A 15,739-nucleotide genomic window follows, 5' to 3' on the forward strand; every position below is an offset into this window, starting at 1 on the left:
GTCCACTGTGCGGTCAGCCTAGGGGGCCACACCTCCTCCAACAAGGGCGCGGTCGGTTTCCTCGGTCCGCAGAGCGGACTACGGTCGGAGGCAGCAACGTCGGCCGAGGGCCGCGGGGACCGTACGGGAGGCAGCGGGTGAGCGACGGACAGACGCCGGCGGGGGGCGACACCGACCAGCACGCGGGCGGGGTGCGCAGTGTGCGGCGGGCCTTCGACATCCTCACCCTGCTCACCGAGGACCGGCCGGTGATCACCCTGCGGGAGATCACCGGCGCGACCGGGCTCGCCAAGACCACGGCGCTGCGGCTGGTGCAGACCCTGGAGGAGACCGGCCTGCTGGGCTCGCACCCGTCCGGCTACACCGCGGGGCCCGCGCTGTGGCGCTGGGCGTATCTCGCGCGCGGCCAGTGGGAGGTGCCGCAGGAGACCCGGAAGGTCATGCGTGATCTCGCGGACCGGCTCGGCGAGACCGTGAACCTGTTCGTCGCCCGGGGCGTCCACCGCATCTGCGTCGCCCACGAGGAGAGTCCGCATCCGCTGCGCCATGTCGTCGACGTCGGCGACGAGCAGCCGCTGTGGGCCGGTGCCTCCTCGAAGATCCTGCTGCGGGGTGCCTCCGAGGCGTTCCTGCGCCGGGTAGCGGCCGCCTCACCGCAGGGCGAGGCACAGGTCGAGCGGCTGCGGGCCTGGGTCACGGAGGCGGCCGAGCGCGGCTACGCCGTCAGCAGCAGCGAGTTCGACGAGGGGCTCACCGCGGTCGCGGTCCCGGTCATGGGCCGCACCGGCAAGGTCGTCGCCTCCCTCTCCCTGAGCGGCCCCAGCCACCGCTTCCCCTACGAGGCCGTCGAGCGCTTCGCCACGGAGCTCGCCGAAGGCGCCCGCCTCATCTCCGACCAGGGCTTCAGCCACCCCCTGAGCAGCGACGCCTGACGCACGGGCCGCGGGTGCGCGAGAGGGGGAGGGGCCCGGGTCGGTGGCCTCCCTCTCCCCCGATGTCGGGACGTCAGCCGGACTGGTCGTTGTCCTTCATCTCGCCCCAGCCGTGCCAGCGGTCGACCTCGATCCAGGCGCTCACGCGGCCCCGGACCCGGTTCGGGTAGGGACGGCCGCTGTAGTGGGTGGAGAGGCGGTCGATGTCGGCGAGGTCCTCGTCCGCGTACATCTCGACCGCGCGGCCGATGAGCGTGACGTGCGTATACCAGTTGTCGCTGTCCAGGACGGTGAGCGTGACGCGAGGGTCACGGCGCAGGTGCTTCAGCCGGACGCGGCCCTCGTCAAGGTTGATCAGGACACGGCCGTCCTCCCAGAGGTACCAGGTGGGGGCCGACACCGGCGCCCCGTCGGAGCGCAGGGTCGCCATCACGCAGGGGTTGGGGCGGCCGAGCAGTTCCACGGCCTCGGGCGGCAGCGGGGGCTTGGACATGAGGGGTCCTCCTCTTCGGGTGTTCCGGTCTCGAGGTCAGGCCTTCTCGTCGAAGCTCGCGAAATAGGCGGCGGCCATGTCCTCGTCGCCGTGGCCCTGGGCGGCGGCGCGCTCGAACCGCTCGGCGCTCGCGGCGGCCACGTCCAGGCGGACTCCGCCCCGCTCACCGGCCTCGACGATCAGACGGGCGTCCTTGGCGGCGGTGGAGACCGCGAACTGGGCCGGTGACAGCCGGTCGTCGAGGATCAGGCCCGACTTGGCCCGCAGATAGCCCATGTCTAGGGGGCCGCCGTCGATCGCGTCGAAGAAGCCCTGCGGGTCCACGCCGAGGGCCTTCGCGAGGGCGAGGGTCTCTCCGGCCGCGTTGGTCACCGCGAGCACCCAGCTGTTGGCGACCAGCTTCAGCCGGGTCGCGCTGCCCTCGGCGCCGTCCTCGCCGGTCCACACCGTGCGGGCGCCGACCGCGTCGAGGACGGGGGTCACGGCGCCGCGTCCCTCGACCGGTCCGGCCGCGAGGACCAGCAGCTGACCGGCCTCGGCGGGCTGCCGGGTGCCCAGCACGGGCGCGTCGAAGAACACCAGTTGGTGCTCGCGGGCGAAGGCGGCCAGGTCGGCGATCGCCTCGACGCCGGCGGTGGTCGACTGCACCCAGGCGACGCCCGGGCGGAGTCCCTCGCCGGCCTGGCGCATGACGTCCAGGGCCGCGGGGCCGTCGTACAGCATGGTCAGGACGACGTCGGCGCCGCGCACGGCCTCGGCGGGGCTGCCGGCGATCTCGACGCCGTCCTCGGCCAGCGGCCGCGCCTTGCCCTCGCTGCGGTTCCAGGCCCGGACGGTGTGCCCGGCGCGGGCGAGGTTGCGGGCCATCGCGGCACCCATGATGCCGGTGCCCAGGACGCTCACGGTGAGCTTGTCGGTCATGACGTCAACTCCCTGCGGGGGTGCGGATGTTCTGTCGGGCACCGAGCTTGCCGGACAGGGTCCGGAGAAGCCCGGGCGGGTGGGCGGTCACGTCGGCTGGAGAGGTTCCACGGTGACGAATCCCTGCGTGTCGACGGCCGCGAGCGGCGCGTCCGGGCCGTAGAGGAAACCGGCGAGGGCCGGGGTGGCGCGGTAGGCGAAGACCGACGCCGGTACGCCGAGGATGGCCGGGGTGTCGAGGAGGAAGGGCAGTTCGCGGTCCAAGTACTCCGCTCCTGCGGCCAGTTGGCCGGCGGTCGGGGTCCAGTCGGCGGGCATCGTGGTGCGCAGGACGCCGGTGACCATGCGGGCGTGGGTGGCGTGGAACGCGGGCTGCTCCCGGTGCGCGCGGGCGACGCGGTCGAGGGCGGCGCGGTAGGCCGGGGTGTCGTAGAAGTCGGAGAACCGCGCGACGCGCAGCCGGGGCGGGTCGATCCGCGCGGTGGTCACGGCGCGGGAGATCCGGTTGGCCGTCTGGCGTACGTCGCGGCGAGCGCGGGCGCGGGCGTACCGGGGTTCGTAGCCGCGGCCGAGGTAGGTGCAGGCGACGGCGTCGGTGTCGGGGTGGGCGATCTCGATCCGGGTGAAGCGGGCGGCGGCCCAGCGCAGCAGCGCGAGGAGCCGGTCCTCGGAGAAGTAGCCGTTGCCGGGGCTGATCCCGAGGAAAACATGGTGTCCGGCGTCGACGAGGCCGGCGCAGCGCTCGGAGAAGGGGGTGGCGAGGAAGCCGTCCCCCCTGCGGGCCTCGGTCGAGGATGCCCGGGCCGTCGGCATCGCCCAGTCGTGCATCGGTACGTCCCCCCGTCCTCCGCACGGACAGTGCGCCGTGGATTCTCCGGTCGTTGCCATCGAGACTAGAAGCAGCCGGTGGCCCTGTCGGGCCGTGGACGCGGAACTCGCGCAGATGGCCCAGCAGGGTCTCGGGGTCCCGCCGGGCCGTGCCACACCGCGCCCCGCCTCCGGCGACTAGCCGAGCGGCTTCTCCAGGATCGCCTTGCGGTGGCTGAAGGTCTCGATGGAGTAGCGGCCGTGGTAGTTGCCCATACCGCTCTCTCCGACCCCACCGAACGGCAGGTCGGAGACGGTCAGATGGGCGAGGGGCAGACCGTAGCCGAGGCCGCCGGAGGAGGTCTCGTCGGCGATGCGGCGCCGGGTCGTGTCGGAGTCGGTGAAGACGTACAGGGCCAGCGGCTTGTCCCGGTCGGTGATGAACTCGATGGCCTCGTCGAGGCCGGGCACGGTGACGATCGGCAGGATGGGGCCGAAGATCTCCTCCCGCATCACCGGGGACTCGGGATCCACGTCGGCGAGGACGGTGGGCGCGATGTACTTGGTCGTACGGTCGCCCGTGCCGCCCACGACCGTGCGGCCCGAGTCCAGCAGTCCGGTGAGCCGGTCGAAGTGCCGTTCGTTGATGATGCGGCCGTACTCGCCGGATTCCGCGGGGTCGCCGCCGTACAGCGTGTCGACGGCGTTCTTCAGCAGCGGCTCCAGGGCGGCCGCGGTCTCCGGGTCGGTCAGGACGTAGTCGGGGGCGACGCAGGTCTGCCCGGCGTTGAGGAACTTGCCGCGGGCCAGGCGGTCGGCGACGACGGCGAGGTCGGCGTCGCGGTCGACGAAGGCCGGGGACTTCCCGCCCAGTTCGAGGGTGACCGGGGTCAGGTGCTCGGCGGCGGCGCGCAGGACGACGCGGCCCACCGTGCCGTTGCCGGTGTAGAAGATGTGGTCGAAGCGCTCGGCGAGCAGGGCGGTGGTCTCGGGGATGCCGCCCTCGACGACGGCCACCGCGTCGGTGTCCAGGTAGGCGGGGAGCAGCCGGGCCACGGCGGCGGAGGTGGCCGGGGCCAGCTCGCTCGGCTTGGCGACCACCGCGTTGCCCGCGGCGAGGGCGCCGACCACGGGGGCGAGCAGCAGCTGGGCAGGGTAGTTCCACGGGGCGATGACGAGGACGACACCGAGCGGGTCGTACTGCGTCCGGGCGCTCGCGTCGGTGCCGAGGTGCGCGGGGACCGGGGCGGACTCGGGGCGCAGCCAGTCGGTGAGGTGGTCCAGGGTGTGGTCGATCTCGCGGATCGTGAAGTCGATCTCGGTGCGGAAGGCCTCGGTGGAGCTCTTGCCCAGGTCGGCGTGGAGGGCTGCGGCCAGCTCCGTGCCGTTCTCCGTGAGCATCTCGCGCAGGCGGCGCAGCTGGGTCGTACGCCACTCGACGGGCTTGGTGCGGCCGCTGCGGAAGGTGGCGCGCAGTCGGGCGACGACGTCGGCGGGCTGCTCGGGGGCGGGGTGGTTCACGGGTGCCTCGCTGGGGGTGCGCGGGCCTTGCGGCCTGGGTCTCGACGGTCAGATGTATATTGCAACCTTTTCGCGTCCGGGCAAATTCCGGATCGCCGCCGGTACTTTCCGGGACGGGGTCACAGCGACCGGCGGCGGTGTTCGAGATAGGTGCGCTCCGCCGGGTTCTGGGTGAGTTCAGCGGCCTTCGCGTAGGCGTCGGAGGCTTCGGTGTCGCGTCCGAGGCGGCGCAGCAGGTCGGCCCGGACCGCGTGGAGGACGTGGTAGCCGTCGAGGTCGAGGGCGTCCACCAGGGCGAGGGCCCGCGCGGGTCCTTCGGTCTCGGCCACGGCGACCGCCCGGTTCAGGGCCACGACGGGGCTGGGCGCCACGGCCATGAGCTGGTCGTACAGCCGGTGGACCTGTCCCCAGTCGGTGGGCGCGTCGCTGTGGACGGCCTGGATGGCGGCCTGGATCTGGTACGGCCCCGGCTGGTTCCGGCGCAGACACCGCCGTACGAGTGACTGCCCCTCGGCGACGAGCGCGCGGTCCCAGCGGGCCGGGTCCTGTTCGGACAGCGGTACGAGTTCGCCCCGGTCGTCGGTGCGGGCGGCCCGGCGGGACTCGATGAGCAGCATCAGGGCGAGCAGTCCGGTGGCCTCGGGCTCGTCCGGCATCAGCTCGGTCAGCAGCCGGCCCAGGCGTACGGCTTCGGCGCACAGTTCGGGTGTGCCGCCGTAGCCCTCGTTGAAGACGAGGTAGACGACGGCGAGCACTGCGTTGAGCCGGTCGGGCAGGTCGGCGTCGCGGGGGACGCGGTAGGGGATGCGGGCGTCGCGGATCTTGGCCTTGGCGCGGACGAGGCGCTGGGCCATGGTCGGCTCGGGAACCAGGAAGGCACGGGCGATCTGCGCGGTGGTGAGGCCGCCGAGCAGCCGGAGGGTGAGGGCGACCCGCGCCTGGGGGGCGAGCGCGGGGTGGCAGCAGGTGAAGACGAGGCGGAGCCGTTCGTCGCGCACGGGGCCCTCCTCGGGCGGTGCGTCGGGGGCGTTCAGCAGGGCGGCCTCGGCGTGGCGGGCCTGTCTGGTGGACTCGCGGCGCAGCCGGTCGATCGCGCGGTTGCGGGCGGTGGTGATGATCCAGCCGGCCGGGCTGGGCGGCACACCGGTCTCGGGCCAGTGCCGCACGGCCGTGGTGAAGGCGTCCTGGACCGCCTCCTCGGCGAGGTCGATGTCGCCGAGGAAGCGGACGAGGACGGCGACCGCACGGCCGTACTCCTCGCGGAAGACGCCCTCGATGTCCAGGGTCATCAGTCCTCGGACTCGTGCTGGAAGGGGCGCACCTCGATGGGCAGGGTGGTGGCCAGGGCCGCCTTGCGCCCCCACTCCAGGGCCGCGTCCAGGTCGGGCGCCTTCACGATGCAGAGGCCGCCGAGCTGTTCCTTGCCCTCGGCGTACGGGCCGTCGGTGATGAGCACGTCGCCATCGCGGGGCCGCAGCACGGTCGAGGAGTCGGGGCTGTGCAGCCCCCCGGCGAAGACCCAGGCCCCGGCCTCGCGCAGTTCCTGGTGGAAGACGTCGAGCCGCTTGCCGATCTCGGCCAGCTCCTCCGGGGCGGGCACCTCGTCCCAGCCGGGCTGCATGACGTTGAGCAGGTAGTACTGCATGTCCATCTCCTCCTGTGAGTCTGTCTCACCTCCTACACGAACGGCACACCCCCGGATCGACACCGCGCGCGACGGAATCGGGAGAATCTTCGTCATGACCACCGCACCGCACCCGCTCCTCGCCATCGCCCGCTCCCTCGCCGACGGCCTCCTCGCTCCGCACGCGGCGCGCGTCGACCAGGAGGGCGTGCCCGCGAGCCACCTCGACGCGATCAGACGCTCGGGACTGCTCGGAGTGAGCGCGCCGAAGGAGTACGGCGGTGCGGCTGCTCCGGACGCGGTGGCGCGGGAGGTCCAGGAGATCCTGGCCGGGGCGTGCTGCTCGACGTGGTTCGTGCAGACCCAGCACCACTCGCCGGTCAGGCTGCTCACGCAGTCCGGTCTGCCGGTGCGGGAGCGGCTGCTCGGGCCGCTGGCGACCGGTGAACTGCTGGCCGGGATCGCGTACGCGCACGTCCGCGCGTTTCCCCGGGTGCCGGTGCGGGCGACGGCCGAGCGGGGCGGCTGGCGGTTCGACGGCAGGGTGCCCTGGTACACGGGCTGGGGCCTGAACGACGTGATGCTGCTGGCCGGGGTGAGCGAGGCGGACGAGGTGGTGTTCGCGTTCACGGAGGCGCGCGAGCAGCCGGGACTGCGGGCGTCGGAGCCGATGCGGCTCGCCGCGCTCACCGCGGCCCGGACCGTCTCCCTGTCCCTGGACGGCCTGTGGCTGCCCGAGGAGTCGGTGGTGCTACGCACCCCGCAGGAGAAGTTCGCGCTGGTCGACGGGCCGCGCGCCACCAACGCCTCCCCGGCCGTCCTCGGCGTGGCGTATGCGGCGCTCCGGGTACTGGAGGACGCCGGCGAGCGGGAGACCGCGGCTGCGCTGCGCGGCCCTCTCGACGAGGTGCGCGGGCAGGTGTACGACCTCGCCGAGCACCCCGCCCCGTACGAGCGCGTCCCCGAACGGCTCGCGCTCAAGACGCGGGCGTACGACCTGATGCGCGCCGCCACGACGGCGGCCGTGGTGGCGGGCGGCGGCCGGGCGATGGACCTTGGCGGTACGGCCCAACGGCTGTTCCGTGAGGGGATGTTCCTGCTGGTGCAGGGGCAGACGGCGGAGGTGCGGCGGGCGCATCTGGACGCCCTGGCGGAGATCTAGTCGAGCAGGGCCGCCAGGAGTGCGGCGGGTGCGTCCTCCTGGACCAAGTGCCCTGCGCCGGGGATGACGTCGAGGCGTGCGCCCGGGATGCGGGCGACGAGTTCGTGCCCCTTGTCCACGGGGATCCAGGTGTCGTCCTCGCCCCAGCACACCAGGGTCGGGATGGTGATCTCGCCGTACCGGTCCTGCACTTCGTCGGTGTGACGCTGGTCGGCCTGGGCGATCTGGCGGTAGAAGGCGGCCTGGCCGGGGTCTCCGAGCCAGGGTGCGACGAGCCGGTCGTGGACGGCGGGGTGCAGGCCGGGGCTGCTGGCCGAGCTGACGTACTCGCGGACGAGGGCCCGGTGCAGGGCGGCCGGGAGCGCGTCGAAGACCGCGGAGTTCTTGCCGACGAGCCGGAAGAACGGCGTTCCCCAGGGAGCCAGCGCGACCGGGTCGACCAGGGTGAGCGAGTGGTAGCGGGCGCCGTGCAGCAGATGGGCCCGCAGGGACACGGCACCGCCGAAGTCATGGGCCACGACCCGGGGTTCGGCCAGCTCCCAGTGCGCCAGGAGCTCGGTGAAGACCCTGCCCTGGGCGGCCAGGGAGACATCCTGGCCCGCGGACTTCTCCGAGGCCCCGTAGCCGGGCATGTCCCACACGAACACATGGTGGCGGCGGGAGAGGGCGCGGGCCACGGCACGCCACACGTACGAGGAGAAGGGCGTGCCGTGGAGGAGGACGACCGGGTCGCGGCCCGGATCTCCGAGGCTGTCCCAGCGGACCTCACCGGAGCTGCTGTGGAAGGTCCTGGTCAACTGCCAGTCGCTCACGGGCTGTTCCTCTCGACGGATACGCAGGTCGAACCCGTGAGCGTACGGGGTGACGGCCCTAGCTCGCGAACGGCACCTGCGGCGAGGGCGCGGCCTCCTCGCCGGACGGGTGCTGCCACAGCCCCTGCGCGGCGAGGCGGGGCAGGACTCCCTCGCCGAACCAGTACGCCTCCTCAAGGTGCGGGTAGCCGGAGAGCACGAACTCGTCGATGCCGAGGGCGTGGTACTCCTTGATCCGCTCGGCCACCTCGTCGTGGCTGCCGACCAGCGCGGTGCCGGCGCCGCCGCGCACCAGGCCGATGCCGGCCCACAGGTTGGGGTGGATCTCCAGACCGTTCCGGTCGCCGCCGCCGTGCAGGGCGAGCATCCGCTGCTGCCCCTCCGACTCGCTGCGGGCGAGCCCGGCCTGCACCGACCTGACCGTCTCCGGGTCGAAGCCGTCGAGCAGTCGGTCCGCCTCCGCCCAGGCCTGCTCGGAGGTGTCCCGGGTGATGACGTGCAGGCGTATCCCGAAACGCAGGGCGCGTCCCTGCTTCGCCGCCAGCCCGCGGATCCAGGCGATCTTCTCGGCGACCTGCGCGGGCGGCTCGCCCCAGGTGAGGTACACGTCGGCGTACTTGGCGGCGACCTCCCCGGCGACGGGCGAGGAACCGCCGAAGTACACCTCGGGCACCGGATCGGGCACCCGCGCCAGCTTCGCGTCCTCGACCTGGAGGTGCCCGCCGTGCAGGTCGACGGTCTTGCCCTCCCACAACCCCCGTACGACCTCCAGGAATTCGCCGGTACGGCGGTAGCGGGCGTCCTTGTCGAGGAAGTCCCCGTAGGCCCGCTGCTCGTGGCTCTCCCCGCCGGTGACCACGTTGAGCAGCAGCCGTCCCCCGGACTGCCGCTGGAAGGTGGACGCCATCTGCGCGGCGAGGGTCGGCGAGACGAAGCCGGGCCGGAAGGCGACCAGGAACTTCAGGCGCTCGGTGTGCCGGCTGACCATGGCGGTGGTCAGCCACGCGTCCTCGCACCAGGCGCCGGTGGGTGTGAGCGCCCCCACGAAGCCCAGGTCCTCGGCCGCCCGGGCGATCTGGCTCAGGTAGCCGACCGTCGGCGGCCGGTCCCGTCCGGAGACGGTGGCGGGCGTGCCGTGACCGCCGCCCACGACGTGACGGCTGTCGCCGTTGGTTGGCAGGAACCAGTGGAAGGTGAGGGACATGGGGGTCTCCGTTCGGATGTCTCTAGAGGAGGCCGTGGCGGGGCGGCCGGGTGCCGTTGAGCACGTACCGGCCGATGTGCTGGATCTTCCAGCGGGTCGGATCGTGCAGGGTGTGCGTGCGGGCATCGCGCCAGTGCCGGTGCAGGTTCAGGGAGTTGAGCGCCGAACGGGTGCCGGCGACCTCGAAGAGCGCCCCGGCCACGTCCACCGCGGCCTGTGCCGCCTGGACCTTGGCGACGGCGACGGCGACGGACGCCTCGGCCGCCGAGTCGTCGGTGAGGTAGGCGCGGGCCGCGTCGACGGCGCGGGCGGCTTCCCGCAGCAGCGCCTCGGACGCCCTTGCCTGGAGGGCGAGCTCACCGAAGCGCTGGATCAGCAGGGGGTCCTCGGCCGCCGTCTCGACCTCGCTCTCGAACCACGGTCGGCTCTTCGTCCGGACGAACTCCGCCGCCTCCGCGAGCGCGCCCCCGGCGATGCCGGTGTCGATGGCGGCGTGCAGCAACTGGGCGACGGCTCCGTGGAGTTGGGGCCCCTCGAAGGTGAGGTGGTGGGGCAGCACCCGGTCGGCCGGGACCTCGACGCCTGCCAGGCGGACGGTGCCGCTGGCCGTCGTCCGCTGGCCCAGGCCGTCCCAGTCGTCGATCACCGTGACACCGGGGGTGTCCCGGGGAACGTAGGCGACGTGCAGTTTGTCGTCCTCGGCGCGGGCCAGCACCGGGATCCAGTCGGCGAACAGGGCGCCGGTGCAGTAGTGCTTGACGCCGTCGAGGCGGTACGAGCCGTCCGGCAGTGGGTGCAGGCGGGTGCGGATGTCCTGGACGTGCCGGGTGCCCGCCTCCGACTGCGCGTTGCCGAAGCGGCGGCCGCCAAGGACTTCGGCAAAGAAGAACTTGCGCTGCTCCTCGGTGCCCTGACGGTTGATCACGTTGACGTACACGAAGTGGCTCTGCGGGATCTGGGCCAGGCTCGCGTCGGCGGCGGCGAGCAGCCGGAAGATCTGGGCGAGAGTGGACGCGCTCACGTCCGCTCCTCCGTGTTCGGCGGGGACGGTGACGGCGAGCAGCCCGGAGGCGGAGAGGCGGTCCAGCTCCGCGCGCGGCAGCCTGCGTTCGGCATCCCTGGCGGAGGCCCCCGCGCGGAACTCCTCGGCCAGCGACGCGGCGACCGCCAGGGCCTCCTGGTCGTCGGTGATCACATTGGCGGTCATGTCCGTCAGCCCGCCGCCGCCAGCACCGGTCGTCGGCCCAGCGCGGTCGAGAACTGGTCGACGACCTGGGTGAGCGCCTCGCTCGCGGCGGGCGCGACGGTCAGCGAGCCGTCGTCCTGCACGCTGATGTCCTTGTCGAGGGTGAACCAGCCCTGCACGATGTGGGCCGCGCCCATGGAGCTGAGGACCGGGCGGAGCGCGTAGTCGATGGCCAGGACATGGGCGGTGGAGCCGCCGGTGGCCAGCGGCAGCACGGTCTTGCCGGCCAGGGCGTACTGCGGGAGCAGGTCCAGGAGCGCCTTGAGGACTCCGGAGTACGACGCCTTGTAGACGGGGGTGCCGACGACGACCCCGTCGGCGCGCGCGAACAGCTCGGTGGCCTCGATGATCGCCGGGTGCTTGAAGTCGGCGCCGAGCAGGGCCTGGGCGGGGATGGTGCGCACGTCGAGCGGGATCACCTCGTGGCCCTGTGCGGCCAGGCGCCGGTCGAGGTGGCGCAGCAGCCGGTTGGTGCGGGAGGAGGCGGAGGGGCTGCCGGAGACGGACAGGACGGTGGCCATGGGGTCCTCTTTCGGAGGGAGGAGGCGGGGCGCCCCCGGTTCAGGAGGGGGCGCCCCGGGGAAGCGGTCAGGAGTACCAGGTGGGTTCGGGCAGTTCGCCCTCGAGGACCCAGCGGCCGACCTCGCGCCGCTTGTAGGCGACGGGGTCGTGCAGGGTGTGGGTGCGGACGTTGCGCCAGAACCGGTCCAGGCCCTCCGAAGTGGCCGTGGAGCGGGCGCCCGTCACCTCGAAGATCCGGTTGGAGACCTCCAGGGCCACGTCGGTGGCGCGGGCCTTGACGGCGGCGACCCGGACCTCGAAGTCGCCGCGTGCCTTTTCGGTGACCGCGTCGGGGTCGTCGTGCAGCTTCTGTCCCTCGGCGGCGACGGCGTCGGCGAGGGCCTCGGCCGCCCAGAGCTTGGCGGTCAGGTCGCCGTAGGTGTCGATGACGTACGGCTCGTCGACCGCGCGCTCGAAGCCGCCGTGGAGCCAGGAGCGGGACTTCTCGCGGGTGTAGGTGGCGGCCGTCTCCAGCGCGCCCCCCGCGATGCCCAGGTAGAAGTTGACGAAGACCAGCTGGATGGTGGGGACGTTGAGGGTGTTGTAGACGCGCGGCTGGAACACCTTGTCGACGTATCCGGCGGCGCTCGACCACGGGGTTCGGACGCCGTCGAGGGTGACGCCGCCGCTCTCGGTGAGGCGCTGGCCGATGTTGTCCCAGTCGTCGTGGAAGGTCAGGCCCTCGGAGTCGGAGGGCACGATGGCGAAGACGTGGCTGTCGGTGCCTTCCAGGACGCCTTCGAGGACGGTGACGTCGGAGACCTTGCTGCCGGTGGAGAAGGTCTTGCGGCCGGTGTAGACGAGGTCGTCGCCGTCCTCGGTCACGACGACGTCCTTGTCGCGCGGGTTGACCGCGCCGCCGAAGAACCAGCGGCTTCCGGTGGCCTCGGCCTCGACGTGCTCCCACTGCTCGCGGGTGCCGACCAGGCGGGCGGCCCAGAACCACAGGTAGTGGTAGCCGAGGAGCTGGCCGATGGAGCCGTCGGCCTTGGCGATCTCGCGGACGACCCGGTAGGCGGTGGTCCAGTCCCGGCCTCCGCCGCCGTGCTCGGTCGGGCCGAGGAGGGTGACGAGTCCGGCGTCCTTGAGGAGCTGCACCTCGGCGTACGGGGTGGCGCCCGCGTGGTCGCGGGCGGCGGCGTCGGTGGCGAGGACGGCGGCGGCCTCGGCGGCGCGGGCGATCCACTCCTGGGCGGTGGCGGGGGCGGGGCGGGTCTGCCAGTCGGTGTTCGTGGCGGTGCTCATGTCGGTGACCTCCTCAGGCGTGGGCGGGGACGGACTCGTTGTCGGGCAGCTGGGCTTCCAGTTCACGGACCAGCGGCAGCACCCGCTTGCCGAAGTACTCGACCTCCTCGTGGTAGTGCAGGAAGCCGAGCAGCAGGAGGTCGACGCCGAGCTTCTTGTACGCCACGATCCGCTCGGCGATCTGCTCCGGCGTCCCGATGAGACCGGTGCGGAAGCCGTCGTTGTACTGGACGAGGTCCTCGAAGGAGGAGTCCTGCCACATGCCCGTCTTGTCGGAGGTCGACTGGCCCGCCTGCTTCACGGCGGCGCCGAACCCCTCGACGGCCTCGTTGTCGGCCTTGGCGACGATCTCCCGGAGCGTGTCTCGGGCCTCGGCCTCCGTGTCACGGGCGATGAGGAAGCCGTTGAGGCCGAACTTCGGTGGGGTACGGCCGACTTCGGCGGCGGACTTGCGGACGTCGGTGAGCTGCTCGGTGACCCCGTCGAAGTCCTTGCCGTTGGAGAAGTACCAGTCGGACACCCGCCCGGCCATGGCACGGGCGGCGGTGGAGTTGCCGCCCTGGAAGATCTCCGGGTGCGGGCGCTCCTCGGTGTTGAGGGGCTTGGGCTTCAGGGAGAAGTCGCGCAGCCGGTAGAAGTCGCCGGCGAGTTCGGTATGGTCCTCCGTCCAGATCTTCCGCAGGGCGGTGATGAACTCCTCGGAGCGGCGGTAGCGCTCGTCGTGCTCCAGCCAGGGCTCGCCGAGGGCGGTGAACTCGCCCTTGAACCAGCCGGAGACGACGTTCACGGCGAAGCGGCCCTTGGAGAGGTGGTCGGCGGTGGCACCGAGTTTGGCGAGGACGCCCGGGTGCCACAGGCCGGGGTGGACGGCGGCGATGACCTTCAGGCGCTGGGTGGCCAGCAGCAGGGCGAGGCTGAAGCTGGTCGACTCGTGCTGGTACTCGGCGCCATAGCTGGCCATGTAGCGGACCTGGCTGAGGGCGTAGTCGAAGCCGTTGTTCTCGGCCAGGAGGGCGAGTTCGCGGTTGTAGTCGTAGCCCCAGTCGGTGCGCTGCTCGATCTTGCTGGTGACGAGTCCCCCGCTGACGTTGGGGACCCAGTAGGCGAATTGCACGGGCGCGGCAGGCATGCGTGACTCCTGTTGCGTAATGTTTTCGAGCACGCCGAATTCAAAAGGTGCGCGGGCACACGGAATTCAGGCGTGAAAACTCTCGGAAAGAGAGGGAAACGCGGCGGATCGTGAGAGGTTGATCAGGCCGCGGCGCGACAGGAGGCGCTGGAGACGCGCGCGAGGTCGACATGGCGTCGCCGCGTGAGGTCCAGTCGCATCATCATGTCGTCGATCGTGACAGCCGGTGGCGAGGGGCGTCAAGGAAAACCCGACCGGTCTCGTATCGCGGACCATTGAATTTCACGAACGCGTGACAGGGAAACCCTTGAACGGGCCGCGAATGGGCCCGCATTCTGCTGGGCGTGCGGACAGAACAGCTGGAATACATAGCGGCGGTGACCCGGCTCGGCTCACTGCGCCGGGCGGCGGAGGAACTGCGCCTGTCGCAGCCCGCGTTGAGCGAGACGGTGCGGAATCTGGAGCGGGAGCTCGGGGTCGACCTGCTGGAGCGCAAGCGGTCGGGGGCGACGATGAGCGCGGAGGGCCGGGAGCTGCTGCCGCACATCGTCGGCGTGCTGGAGGCGGTGGACCGGTTGCGGTCGGCGGCGGGCGAGCAGCACCGCATCAGCCGTATGGTCCGGGTCGGCACGGTGAACGCGGCGACCGTGCCGCTGCTCATCCCGGCGGTCGAGGACTTCCGGGCCGCCCATCCGGTCACCCAGGTCGAGGTGGTCGGCGCGCAGCAGACGGAGATCCAGCGGGGCCTCGCGGAGGGCGGGTTCGACCTGGGTCTGGTCAACCACCTCGACGGCGACGACACGCCCGCCGGATTCGAGTTCACCCGGCTGCTGCACGGGCGGCCGGTGGTGTGCCTGCGCCCGGACAGTCCGCTGGCCGCACGGGCCCGGGTGCCGGTGGACGATCTACTGGCCCAGCCGTTGATCGCCATGCGCACCGGCTATGTCATGCACCGCTTCGTGCACCGGCTGCTGGACGGGCGCGAGCCGGCCTTCGCGTACTCCACCGACGGCGCCGAGATGGGCAAGCTGATGGTGGCCGAGGGGCTGGGGGTGACCGTGCTGCCTGACTTCAGCGTGGTCGGGGATCCGCTGGAACGTCAGGGCACGATCACCCACCGGCCGATCGAGGGCGTCTCGACCCGGGTGCTGCTGATGCTCCAGCGGCGCAGGGCCGAGTCCGTGCCGAGGGCCGCCCGGGACCTGCACGAAGCGTTCGTGCGCCGGGCCGGTCGGCTGGGCGGGACGCTCACCCCGCCCGGCTGAGCCATCTGTTCAGTCCTCGTCCCGCCCGGGGACCACCACGAGGAACGCGTCCGACTTGAGATCCATCACCACGGTCGCCGGTTCACCCTGCGCCCGCCTCTGCGCCGCGTACTCCTCTGCCGGCCACGATCCGCGCGGAGCTCCCGCTGGAAACCGCTCCAACACCTTCGCGCTCATAGCGGCAGACACCTCCAACATCGCTGACGAACCGTCTCGTACCTGTGCGGTTGCCCGGGATTCAGGCGTACATGTCACGTCTTCTCGGTTTCGCCGACAGGGGGGCGACGAGCCGCGGGCCCCGATCCGGGCGAGGAAGGGCGGCGGGATCACCCCGAGGGCGGCGAAGGCGGCGAAGGCGGCGGCCAGCACCTCGCCGGCGGAGGTGACGACCGTACCTGTGGTGACCGGGCCGCGTGCCATTCCCTGCCGCACTCCGTGCCGCAGTCGCGGACGTCCGGACCCGGCGGATGTGGCCCGCCCGCTGCGGACGGTCCACGCAGACGGTCACCGCGCCCGGGGCGAGCCAGAGGTGGCGGCGCAGCCCGCTGGGTGTCATGGGCTCCTCCGCGTCCCTGATCGCGGCAAGCGCCCGGAGGTGGGTGGCGTGCAGACCGTGGTCACCGGCGAAACCCTGGCCGAGGCGGTTGATCTGGCCGCTCCTGCGGCGCGGCCGTCCCGCGAACGCGTACACGTCGGTCGGCGTCCTGGTCCGGCTGGTCCCGATGGTTGGCCGTGGCCGCCTGAGCAGCGCAGGGAAGCGCCGCGCTCTCGCGGGCCCGGGCCGCATCCGAACCGGACCCGGCGGTCGAAGTGATCA

At 72.2% G+C, this 15,739-nt stretch carries 17 protein-coding genes and 1 pseudogene; 3 read left to right on the forward strand and 15 right to left on the reverse strand.

Annotated elements, in window-relative coordinates:
* The first annotated feature begins 137 nt into the window (after nt 1–137).
* Entirely contained in the window at nt 138–932 is a 795-nt protein-coding gene (locus tag RKD20_RS03720) for an IclR family transcriptional regulator (protein ID WP_424876371.1), read from the forward strand.
* 73 nt (nt 933–1,005) lie between these two features.
* Here RKD20_RS03720 and RKD20_RS03725 read toward each other — a convergent pair whose 3' ends face one another.
* The 6 genes from RKD20_RS03725 to RKD20_RS03750 form a co-directional block, all read right to left on the reverse strand.
* Nucleotides 1,006–1,425, reverse strand: a complete 420-nt coding sequence (locus RKD20_RS03725) for a PPOX class F420-dependent oxidoreductase (RefSeq protein ID WP_424876372.1) — start codon at nt 1,423–1,425, stop codon at nt 1,006–1,008.
* Between the two features lie 36 nt (nt 1,426–1,461).
* Nucleotides 1,462–2,346 carry an NAD(P)-dependent oxidoreductase gene (locus RKD20_RS03730; protein WP_424876373.1) on the reverse strand — a complete coding sequence of 295 codons (885 nt, stop codon included), beginning with the start codon at nt 2,344–2,346 and terminating at the stop codon, nt 1,462–1,464.
* Nucleotides 2,347–2,433: 87 nt separating this feature from the next.
* Entirely contained in the window at nt 2,434–3,174 is a 741-nt protein-coding gene (locus tag RKD20_RS03735) for a tRNA-dependent cyclodipeptide synthase (RefSeq protein WP_424876374.1), read from the reverse strand.
* A 177-nt stretch (nt 3,175–3,351) separates the two neighbouring features.
* Nucleotides 3,352–4,674: an aldehyde dehydrogenase family protein gene (locus tag RKD20_RS03740; RefSeq protein WP_424876375.1), complete on the reverse strand. Its 1,323-nt coding sequence runs from the start codon at nt 4,672–4,674 to the stop codon at nt 3,352–3,354.
* Between the two features lie 119 nt (nt 4,675–4,793).
* Nucleotides 4,794–5,963, reverse strand: a complete 1,170-nt coding sequence (locus tag RKD20_RS03745) for an RNA polymerase sigma factor (protein WP_424876376.1) — start codon at nt 5,961–5,963, stop codon at nt 4,794–4,796.
* Nucleotides 5,963–6,319, reverse strand: a complete 357-nt coding sequence (locus RKD20_RS03750; RefSeq protein WP_424876377.1) for a YciI family protein — start codon at nt 6,317–6,319, stop codon at nt 5,963–5,965. The genes RKD20_RS03745 and RKD20_RS03750 overlap by 1 nt, the downstream gene beginning before the upstream one ends.
* A gap of 94 nt (nt 6,320–6,413) precedes the next feature.
* On the opposite strand from RKD20_RS03750, the gene RKD20_RS03755 reads away from it, so the two are divergent.
* Nucleotides 6,414–7,460, forward strand: coding sequence for an acyl-CoA dehydrogenase family protein (locus RKD20_RS03755; RefSeq protein WP_424876378.1), 1,047 nt, complete (start codon nt 6,414–6,416; stop codon nt 7,458–7,460).
* Here the strand turns inward: RKD20_RS03755 and RKD20_RS03760 are convergent.
* The 7 genes from RKD20_RS03760 to RKD20_RS03790 form a co-directional block, all read right to left on the reverse strand.
* Nucleotides 7,457–8,272, reverse strand: coding sequence for an alpha/beta fold hydrolase (locus RKD20_RS03760; protein ID WP_424876379.1), 816 nt, complete (start codon nt 8,270–8,272; stop codon nt 7,457–7,459). The genes RKD20_RS03755 and RKD20_RS03760 overlap by 4 nt on opposite strands.
* Nucleotides 8,273–8,330: 58 nt before the next feature.
* Nucleotides 8,331–9,476 (reverse strand): LLM class flavin-dependent oxidoreductase, encoded by a 1,146-nt coding sequence (locus tag RKD20_RS03765; protein ID WP_424876380.1) that lies wholly within the window; start codon nt 9,474–9,476, stop codon nt 8,331–8,333.
* Nucleotides 9,477–9,498: 22 nt separating this feature from the next.
* Nucleotides 9,499–10,683: an SfnB family sulfur acquisition oxidoreductase gene (locus tag RKD20_RS03770; RefSeq protein WP_424876381.1), complete on the reverse strand. Its 1,185-nt coding sequence runs from the start codon at nt 10,681–10,683 to the stop codon at nt 9,499–9,501.
* Nucleotides 10,684–10,688: 5 nt separating this feature from the next.
* Entirely contained in the window at nt 10,689–11,243 is a 555-nt protein-coding gene (gene ssuE, locus RKD20_RS03775) for an NADPH-dependent FMN reductase (RefSeq protein WP_424876382.1), read from the reverse strand.
* Nucleotides 11,244–11,310: 67 nt separating this feature from the next.
* Nucleotides 11,311–12,528 (reverse strand): acyl-CoA dehydrogenase family protein, encoded by a 1,218-nt coding sequence (locus tag RKD20_RS03780; RefSeq protein ID WP_424876383.1) that lies wholly within the window; start codon nt 12,526–12,528, stop codon nt 11,311–11,313.
* Between the two features lie 13 nt (nt 12,529–12,541).
* Nucleotides 12,542–13,657, reverse strand: coding sequence for a dimethylsulfone monooxygenase SfnG (gene sfnG, locus RKD20_RS03785; protein WP_424876384.1), 1,116 nt, complete (start codon nt 13,655–13,657; stop codon nt 12,542–12,544).
* Between the two features lie 122 nt (nt 13,658–13,779).
* Nucleotides 13,780–13,863, reverse strand: a complete 84-nt coding sequence (locus RKD20_RS03790) for a putative leader peptide (protein WP_424883138.1) — start codon at nt 13,861–13,863, stop codon at nt 13,780–13,782.
* A gap of 138 nt (nt 13,864–14,001) precedes the next feature.
* Between RKD20_RS03790 and RKD20_RS03795 the strand changes: the two genes are divergently transcribed.
* Entirely contained in the window at nt 14,002–14,922 is a 921-nt protein-coding gene (locus RKD20_RS03795; RefSeq protein WP_424876385.1) for a LysR family transcriptional regulator, read from the forward strand.
* A 9-nt stretch (nt 14,923–14,931) separates the two neighbouring features.
* Here RKD20_RS03795 and RKD20_RS03800 read toward each other — a convergent pair whose 3' ends face one another.
* Both RKD20_RS03800 and RKD20_RS03805 read right to left on the reverse strand, forming a co-directional pair.
* On the reverse strand, nt 14,932–15,120 hold the full coding sequence (locus RKD20_RS03800) for a hypothetical protein (protein WP_007379835.1): 189 nt from the start codon (nt 15,118–15,120) through the stop codon (nt 14,932–14,934).
* A gap of 247 nt (nt 15,121–15,367) precedes the next feature.
* Nucleotides 15,368–15,646, reverse strand: a pseudogene (locus RKD20_RS03805) (MarR family transcriptional regulator); the annotation flags it as partial.
* Nucleotides 15,647–15,739 lie beyond the last annotated feature (93 nt).

It is taken from the genome of Streptomyces sp. SLBN-8D4 (genome assembly GCF_049739545.1).
GTDB lineage: Bacteria > Actinomycetota > Actinomycetes > Streptomycetales > Streptomycetaceae > Streptomyces > Streptomyces canus_C.

Coding starts and splice junctions, on each gene's coding strand:
- RKD20_RS03725 (WP_424876372.1), bottom strand. CDS start 1,425: ATGTCCAAGCCCCCGCTGCCGCCCGAGGCCGTGGAACTGCTCGGCCGC.
- RKD20_RS03730 (WP_424876373.1), bottom strand. CDS start 2,346: ATGACCGACAAGCTCACCGTGAGCGTCCTGGGCACCGGCATCATGGGT.
- RKD20_RS03735 (WP_424876374.1), bottom strand. CDS start 3,174: ATGCACGACTGGGCGATGCCGACGGCCCGGGCATCCTCGACCGAGGCC.
- RKD20_RS03745 (WP_424876376.1), bottom strand. CDS start 5,963: ATGACCCTGGACATCGAGGGCGTCTTCCGCGAGGAGTACGGCCGTGCG.
- RKD20_RS03750 (WP_424876377.1), bottom strand. CDS start 6,319: ATGCAGTACTACCTGCTCAACGTCATGCAGCCCGGCTGGGACGAGGTG.
- RKD20_RS03755 (WP_424876378.1), top strand. CDS start 6,414: ATGACCACCGCACCGCACCCGCTCCTCGCCATCGCCCGCTCCCTCGCC.
- RKD20_RS03765 (WP_424876380.1), bottom strand. CDS start 9,476: ATGTCCCTCACCTTCCACTGGTTCCTGCCAACCAACGGCGACAGCCGT.
- RKD20_RS03770 (WP_424876381.1), bottom strand. CDS start 10,683: ATGACCGCCAATGTGATCACCGACGACCAGGAGGCCCTGGCGGTCGCC.
- ssuE (WP_424876382.1), bottom strand. CDS start 11,243: ATGGCCACCGTCCTGTCCGTCTCCGGCAGCCCCTCCGCCTCCTCCCGC.
- RKD20_RS03780 (WP_424876383.1), bottom strand. CDS start 12,528: ATGAGCACCGCCACGAACACCGACTGGCAGACCCGCCCCGCCCCCGCC.
- sfnG (WP_424876384.1), bottom strand. CDS start 13,657: ATGCCTGCCGCGCCCGTGCAATTCGCCTACTGGGTCCCCAACGTCAGC.
- RKD20_RS03790 (WP_424883138.1), bottom strand. CDS start 13,863: ATGATGATGCGACTGGACCTCACGCGGCGACGCCATGTCGACCTCGCG.
- RKD20_RS03800 (WP_007379835.1), bottom strand. CDS start 15,120: ATGTTGGAGGTGTCTGCCGCTATGAGCGCGAAGGTGTTGGAGCGGTTT.